The following is a 1,314-nucleotide window of genomic DNA, read 5'->3' as shown; positions in this document are numbered from 1 at the left end:
TGAGTCGTCCTAAAATAGGTTGACGGTTTTTAAAGAATATATATTAGACCTGTGAATTTAACTTCACAGGTTTTTTGTTATGTATAAAATTAGGTGTTTTATAATTAAGGCTCAAATGTGGTCTTCTGTTGTTGTATGTATTGATGGAATCTACAATGAGTTGCTTTAAATCTTTACCGTTGTTACATTTATATATTAAGAATTCCCCTTTCAATATCCCATTGATCCGCTCGGCCAGTGCATTCTGGTAGCAGTCATATCCATCGGTCATCGATGGGGTGATATGGCTGCGCCGGAGCTCCTCTTGATATACGGAAGAACAATACTGTAGCCCCCTATCGGAATGATGGATAAGCTGTTTGTTGGTCAACCTATTGCTATTCGCCATTTTCATTGCCTTTACAACGTTCTCCGCACTCATGTCGTCACTAAGTTCATATCCCATAATCTTTCTGCTATAGGCATCGGTAACCAGGGAAAGGTAATGTGTCCTTTCCCTGCTTTTGATATATGTGATATCGCTGACAAAAAATTCTTCCGGCCTTGATACCCTGGCCTGTTTCATCAGATTGGGGTACTTTCTGAGCCAATGCTTGGAATTGGTGGTCATGGTGTAATTCTTCCTTGGTCTTATCAGCATGGACTCCGTACGTAAATGTGCAAATAGGGCATCCCTTCCTATTTTTATATTGTCCCTCCCGAATTCTTCCTTGAGCAGGTAATACAACTTGCGGGTGCCGATCCTGGGCATGTCCATGCGGATACCATCGACCAAGTCCTTCACCTTTGCAAGCTCTTGTCCTCTTTTTAAAGAACGTTTTTCTGATTGATAGACTGCTTGCCTACTTATCCCAAACAATCGACAACAACGAGACAGACTTAATCGCTGTTCTTGCCGGATACGCTGGATTGATTGGGTAAATACTTTTTTCTGATAGAAGTGCCGTACTGTTGGTCCGAGATGTCGATCATCGTATTAAGGATCTTGTTCTTCAACTTCGCGTCAGATAGCTCGCGTTCTAAACGCTTGATCTTCTGGGCAGGGGTTTCTTTGGATTTTGGCATTTGATGTCGAATTGGGTTGCTCCAATCTAAGGTACCATGTTTTCTCAACCAGACCAAAACAGTACTTCTACCTTGAATGCCATAAGCCTTCTGTGCCTGCTTATAGGTCATTTCGCCTTTTTCAACTTGGGAAATAACGGCCAATTTAAAACCTAGATTGTAATCGCCTTGTGTCCGCTTATTACCTGTAATCTTTGAATGTTTCATAAATAAGTCGATTTTGTGTCAACTTATTTTAGGACGGGACAG

1 protein-coding gene is annotated in these 1,314 nt (G+C 41.4%); it reads right to left on the bottom strand.

All coding sequences use genetic code 11. The features are described from left to right. Positions 1–43: 43 nt before the first annotated feature. A protein-coding gene (locus tag KO529_RS08240; protein ID WP_436835196.1) for an IS3 family transposase occupies positions 44–1,272 on the bottom strand; the annotation gives its coding sequence in 2 pieces (ribosomal slippage) (positions 44–918 and positions 918–1,272; 1,230 coding nt in all). Between the last annotated feature and the right edge of the window lie 42 nt (positions 1,273–1,314).

The sequence above is a fragment of the Arenibacter algicola genome, assembly GCF_018860365.1.
In the GTDB taxonomy this organism is placed as follows: Bacteria; Bacteroidota; Bacteroidia; order Flavobacteriales; family Flavobacteriaceae; genus Arenibacter; species Arenibacter algicola_B.
The sequence above is the reverse complement of the archived record's forward strand: the minus strand, read 5'-3'. Positions and strand labels throughout refer to the sequence as shown.